At 54.5% G+C, this 6000-nt stretch carries 5 protein-coding genes; 3 read left to right on the top strand and 2 right to left on the bottom strand.

Translation table 11 applies throughout. The annotated features are described in order from the left end of the window. Positions 1-296 (bottom strand): porin (locus CU103_RS30055; RefSeq protein WP_210203859.1); only part of this gene is annotated, 296 nt, incomplete at its 3' end. A gap of 238 nt (positions 297-534) precedes the next feature. Between CU103_RS30055 and CU103_RS30050 the strand changes: the two genes are divergently transcribed. Beyond that, the gene (locus CU103_RS30050; RefSeq protein WP_146147901.1) at positions 535-1149 is read left to right on the top strand and encodes a hypothetical protein; all 615 of its coding nucleotides are present in this window, start codon (positions 535-537) and stop codon (positions 1147-1149) included. 734 nt (positions 1150-1883) lie between these two features. Here CU103_RS30050 and CU103_RS30035 read toward each other — a convergent pair. Next, complete coding sequence (locus tag CU103_RS30035) at positions 1884-2120, bottom strand: hypothetical protein (RefSeq protein WP_146147900.1); 237 nt, start codon at positions 2118-2120, stop codon at positions 1884-1886. 360 nt (positions 2121-2480) lie between these two features. Here CU103_RS30035 and CU103_RS30030 point away from each other — a divergent pair, with 360 nt between their 5' ends. Both CU103_RS30030 and CU103_RS30025 read left to right on the top strand, forming a co-directional pair. Further along, positions 2481-4475, top strand: a complete 1995-nt coding sequence (locus CU103_RS30030) for a calcium-binding protein (RefSeq protein WP_106667699.1) — start codon at positions 2481-2483, stop codon at positions 4473-4475. A 67-nt stretch (positions 4476-4542) separates the two neighbouring features. After that, positions 4543-5541: a calcium-binding protein gene (locus tag CU103_RS30025; protein WP_106667698.1), complete on the top strand. Its 999-nt coding sequence runs from the start codon at positions 4543-4545 to the stop codon at positions 5539-5541. Positions 5542-6000: the final 459 nt, after the last annotated feature.

The raw sequence follows: 6000 nt of genomic DNA, 5'->3' as shown, positions 1-6000 counted from the left end.
TCTGTTTCCGAACGAGCGTCGAAACGGAGCGTTGCACGAGTGTGCTTGCGCCAGGTCTCGCTGTCGAAGCCAGTGTAGGGATCATCGCCGGCCTGTGCGTCGTAACGCAGATAGCCGCTGATCTTCAGGCAGGTTTCGGTGCCTGGAATGTAAAAGAAGCCCGCGCCGTATGCATCGCAAACGCGAACGTATTCAACTGGTTCTGGTTCTGCAACAACTACTGCGTCTGCAGCACGTGCCCCCGAGACTGCAACCAGGGCTGCAGCGGAGCCGAGAAGAAGGCTCTTAATGTTCATTGTTGATCTCTCCAATATGTGTCGTGTTGACCAACACTGTTTAATCCAATTTTATCGACATGGGCAATCGCCAAGTCATGTTGCAGCAACGCTTGCCGCCTTGGTGTTGCCATTTTATCACGAAACAGGCATCCATTAACCGCTTGTTAGGGGTAAGTCATTGGAATTGGTAAGATTTTGGTAACTTTTGGTGCTGTTCACGGTCCCAGCACTGGCCGCAAGTAAGGCGATTCTAAGAATGTGGTCATTGAATCCGGTGTGGATAAGCCAAGACATTCTCGCAGTGCGCGAGTTTACACAGGCCGTCGCCAAAGCAACGAGGTGGAGAGATTCGGTCCCCGATCCGGCAGAGCACCCATGCTTTGTGATGGCATTCGAACGATACTCAGGTGAGGTCCCGGATCTATTCATGCGATTCGATGGTGACGGCCGATTCGTAGTGTCGCTGGCAAAAGGCACGCTTGCCGTAAATGGCCGGGTCTGGCTCGCGGAGACCGATCGCTATGGCGAAATGGTCGCGGCTGCTAAAAAGTTCGTGTCGTCACTATCAAAACCAACTGGGCAGCAGCGCTTACCAAACTCTAAATTGGCACTCGTCAACCAGTTCATCAAGATGTGGCGCATCCTGGATCCTGCTCTAGAGCCGAAAGCAGCTTTTGAGCTGTATCGCCTGTTTGGTTCAACCAGAGAAGCTTCCGCACTCCTTAAGCAGGTGCGGTTACAGCACTCACCGTACATATATAAAGAGTTCAATCGGTTTCAGCAAATGGATGACTACCTCACATCGCGTCCGGACCGATTCGTCAGTGAGCTTTCGCCGATAGCCGGAAACAAACTCTGGACCGTGAAGTAAGGTGCCGAACGAAAAAGAGGGTGAGATCACCTCCCACCGTCAATTCAATGAGCCCAAATTGCAACGGGAATGCGGTGTAGGGACTCAGCCGAACTGGATTCTGCGACAAACAACGACGATCTTCGAAATAGTTCCCGATAAGGGAGCCTTGGCCCTCATTTGCGTCTTGGAATCAGATGCCAACGCGAAGTTTTGATTATTCCGTTCACTTGTTCACACGTTCCGGTGGAATTGCGGAACACGGCACCACAGGCCGTAAGGTGTTTCGGATTGGCATTGCACAGGAAGTTTCCTTGCACCCAGGTCCTCCCCGTTCTTGTACGTGAGCCAATGGTCACGGTGATGGACCGTCGGCTGTGGCCATGCGGCCGTACGGTTCGCTGTCGGGCGTCATGCGGCCGCGCCGTTCTTGGCGTAACGCGACGGATTTGATTTGCGCTCCGGTCAGCCGATCCTTTGGGTCCAGGTTGACATCTGCCGGCAGCCCCGGCAGGCGCCCGATATCCGCTCGGTTTGAAAACGAAATATTTCTGTGTGCGCAGTGTCCGTATGCCGAAAGGAGGACCTGCAAGTCATAGAATTTTGGCCATGGGGTCAGGCTATTGAAAAGTCAATTTTCTCAAGAGAACCGACAGCTTCCTCAAGCCTGTCTCCCCGAAAGCGGCCAGTCCGGGCTTGGTAGTGCCGCAAGTCCGTTCAGCCCGGGGTCAACGCGCATCGCTTCATCGAGATAGTCACGCCTGCTTCAGTCTGCCGTTGAATTCAAGGCTTGATTCAGCTCCACATAATTCCGCGGATCGCTGGGATTGAGCGCCACCGCCTTTGGCAGAACGGCGCCGCACCTCGTCGGACCTGTGCTTGCGCACGAGCAATTCGGCGACGAGCTGATAGTAGAATGGCGAAAGATACTTGGCCGCTGACGCCAGCGACTCAAACACCTTGTCAAAAGCCGTATATGACGAGATGCCCATGGCCATGCCCCGCTGTTCGTCTACATCGCAATACGGAGCCCGGCGTCCAGATCGCCCGCTCGTAGACTTTGACTTCGTCGAAGAGTGACGCCAGAACAACAGTTAAGCCGCGTGACACTATTCGGTCGGCTCGGGGCGAATTTAGCGCAGAGCAACGTTTCATCAGATGCGCGAGGTAAAAATATCTTTCGTGGAAAGACTACGGTTTAAACTCATATTCTATTTCTGTGTTGTTTTCAAATTTGAAGTATAATCGAATTACATGAAATTAAACATATTCCATAATATGTTGCATAGTAATACTTGTATAAAAACAAAACTCCTTATAGTTTTTTCTAAATATCTGGGAGGATAAGTGCAATGGCAACAATCGTCGGCACGGTCGCGAACGATAATCTGCACGGGACGGACGAGAATGACCGTATCTGGGGTCTCGGCGGCAGCGACATCATGGATGGCGCTGCAGGAAATGATCGCCTTGACGGCGGGGCAGGCAACGATGTCCTGACGAGCTCGATCGGCTATGACGAGCTTGACGGCGCCGATGGCGATGACCGGTTTGTGCTCACCGGAACGGGCGGCGCGGCGCGCGGCGGAGCCGGTGTCGATACGCTCGCCGTTGATCTTTCATCGACCACTGCCTCGGTCAGGTTCAACAGCCTTAACGGCCATGGCCTCATCGGAGACCCGTCGGCGGCCGGCAATCATATTTACTTCCGCGACGTAGAGCGGCTGGAACTGACGACGGGGAGCGGTAATGACACTGTTCAGGGTGATACGGGCGACGACGTAATCTCGACTGGAGATGGGAGGGATTGGATAGGGCCGCAATACCCGAACGCTCTGGATGAACGGAGCTCTTACGGCAGCGATACGATAGATGCTGGTGCTGGTGATGACACCATCGACGACACGTTCGGAGACAACCATATTTTTGGCGGCATCGGCAATGACGCCATCACAACGACGCTCTCCTCTGCCGAAATTGATGGCGGAGATGGTTATGACCAGCTGTGGCTTTACGATTCAGCGCGGACCGAAAATGTCACCATGGATTTCGTCAGCGGCGTCGCCTCGACCGGCGCGACTGTCCACAATTTTGAGGACATTTACATCGAAACGGGTAGCGGTGACGACACAATAATCGCGACTGACTTACCCGAACTCCAGGCCAACACAGGCGCAGGTGATGATCGCGTCGAGGGCGGAAACGGCAATGACGGTGCGTATGGCGGTGATGGCAACGACGTCCTGCTCGGGGGTGGCGGCAAGGATAGTCTTGGCGGTGGGAGTGGTGATGATCGCATCGAAGGCCATGCCGGTAACGACTGGCTCACGGGCAATGAAGGCACGGACGTGCTGCTCGGCGGTGAGGGTGACGACCGCATCGAAGACGGAGCTGGCAATGACGAGACGGATGGCGGCAATGGCAATGATGAGCTGCGAAGCGATGGCGGTGACGACAAGCTGTTTGGCGGTGATGGCAACGACACTCTTACGACTACCGGCGGGGCCGATGTCCTCAACGGCGGCAACGGTAATGACCTCATTGTGGATGCCAGTCCGTCCGATGAAATCAATGAGCGCTTAGCTATCAATGGGGGTGATGGCGATGACGTGATCAACGTCTTTTCGAGTGCAAGCTATCAGCACGGTAAAATCGATGGTGGTGAAGGGAAAGACAACCTTCACATTAGTTTCTTCAATCCCCCGGTCGCCGTTGATTTTGATGCTGCGAGCGGCTCAACCGGAACCGGACTGACTTTCGTCAACATCGAGGATTTCCGCGTCTATGCAGACCATGGCCATGACCACATGCTGCGCGGTGCCGATGGCAATGACTGGCTGGGTGGCGGCACTGGCAACGATCTTCTCGAAGGTCGATCCGGTAATGACGAATTGTGGGGCGGAGAAGGTAACGACGTACTTCGTGGTGACAACGGCGCCGACACGCTCTCGGGTGAAATCGGCGACGACGTCATGGAAGGCGGTGCCGGCGATGACGAAATATTCGGCATGGACGGAGCCGATCAATTGGACGGCGGCGAAGGCACTGACGTCCTCTCGGGCGGAAATGGGGCTGATTTTATTACCGGTGGCGACGGCGCCGATATATTTACCTGGTCTCGTTTTGTCAGTGATGGTGGCGTGGATCACATCATCGACTTTGATACGGGCGGTGGCGACGTGATTGAGATAAGCCGGTTCGATATAGCCGATTACAACGCCTTTCTTGCGGTTTCGCATGATACCGAGGACGGCGTTTATGTCAGCTTTGACGGCGAGACTGACGGTATCCTCATCGAAGGTGTTACGCTCGCCGAGCTTTCGGCCGATGACGTAGTGTTCACTTAAGACACTGACGATGGATATCCGGTCAACGGTATCCGCAAAACAATACGACCAGCAAAGGGGTGGTGATATGGCAAAAATTGTCGGTACTAATACGAACGATACGCTGCTCGGAACAAATGAGCGCGACAATATTTGGGGTCTCGGCGGCAATGACACCATGGATGGAGGCGCGGGAAACGATTTCCTTTACGGCGGCGCAGGCAACGATGTCCTGACAAGTTCCGACGATTTTGACCGGCTTGACGGCGGCAGCGGTGATGACCGGCTGGTATTTAGCGGCGAGAGTGTTGCCGTATATGGTGGAGCGGTAGACGGCGGCGAGGGAAACGATACGCTCGTTATGGATGCGTCGACATCGCCTTACGCGCTTCATCTGAATTTCGGTGCCGGGCACGCCATGGTCGGCACATTCGGCGTCGGCATTTACTTTCGCGGCATAGAGCGGCTGGATCTGACACTTAGCAATGCCAATGAAGACATCCGAGGTATGGGTGCCGGGGATGATATCGTACGCGCCGGTGGTGGCCATGACAGTGTGGATGCCGGTGCGGGCGATGACACGCTCTGGGGCGGAACGGGTTTTGACACCCTCTCGGGTCAAACCGGCAACGATGTTCTTTACGGGGAGGATGGCTCCGATAGGCTGTTTGGCGGTATCGGATATGATTTCCTGTCTGGCGGCAAGGACAATGACGAGCTGCGGGGCAATGAAGGTAACGACATCCTTACCGGCGGCGCCAACAAGGATACACTTGTTGGGGGAAGTGGAGCCGACACTCTGGAAGGCGGCACCGGTGCCGACACATTCGTCTGGTTTGATTATGAAATACCTTCCAACAATGGCATTGATCGCATTGTCGATTTTGACACCGCTGGTGGCGACGTGATCAGATTCGGCAGTTACGTGTCGAATGGCGCCGGTTTTGAAGACTTCGACAGCTTTGTTGCCGCCTCGCAGGATACAGCGGCCGGTGTGTACGTCAGTTTCGACGGTGACACGAACGGTATTCTCATCGAGGACATTTCGCTCGCTGATTTGTCAGCGGACGACGTTGTTTTCATATAATGGTGTAAGGCAGTCAGGACCAAATACAGAGAAATAATTGCATCAGGTGACGTTTCCCGTCATCGGACTTGTTCATCGTAGATACTTTTGTCGAGCATGGGGAGACGAGGTCACAGCCTTGACCTTATTCGAGGGCGCTATGCTGGCCGCAGCGAAACTCCGGCGGCGCCATCGGCGACCTTTCCGATCGCGTGGCTGCGGAGGCTGTCTACAAGGTGGTCGTCCTACAACAAACGGGTGGGATATGGGGCGAGCCGGTTTGGCATATGACAATCAGAGTGCGGCCGCGGGTTTGCACTGATCGGCTGTATATATGCGGGCGTATTTTTCTCCATGGTTGTGCGAGCGCGCAAAGCCCACAATCATAGATCAAAATGGCTATCTGCCCACAGGTTTCGTTATCAACGAATTCGTAGTATTCTAAAAAGTTGAGGAGAAATTCGCGCGCGTTTAAGCGTG

This window comes from Phyllobacterium sophorae, from assembly GCF_003010965.1.
GTDB lineage: Bacteria > Pseudomonadota > Alphaproteobacteria > Rhizobiales > Rhizobiaceae > Phyllobacterium > Phyllobacterium sophorae.
The sequence above is the reverse complement of the archived record's forward strand: the minus strand, read 5'-3'. Positions and strand labels throughout refer to the sequence as shown.

Bases quoted from the DNA above. Each gene is read 5' to 3' on its own strand.
- CU103_RS30050 (WP_146147901.1), top strand. From the start codon at position 535: ATGTGGTCATTGAATCCGGTGTGGATAAGCCAAGACATTCTCGCAGTG.
- CU103_RS30035 (WP_146147900.1), bottom strand. From the start codon at position 2,120: ATGGGCATCTCGTCATATACGGCTTTTGACAAGGTGTTTGAGTCGCTG.
- CU103_RS30030 (WP_106667699.1), top strand. From the start codon at position 2,481: ATGGCAACAATCGTCGGCACGGTCGCGAACGATAATCTGCACGGGACG.
- CU103_RS30025 (WP_106667698.1), top strand. From the start codon at position 4,543: ATGGCAAAAATTGTCGGTACTAATACGAACGATACGCTGCTCGGAACA.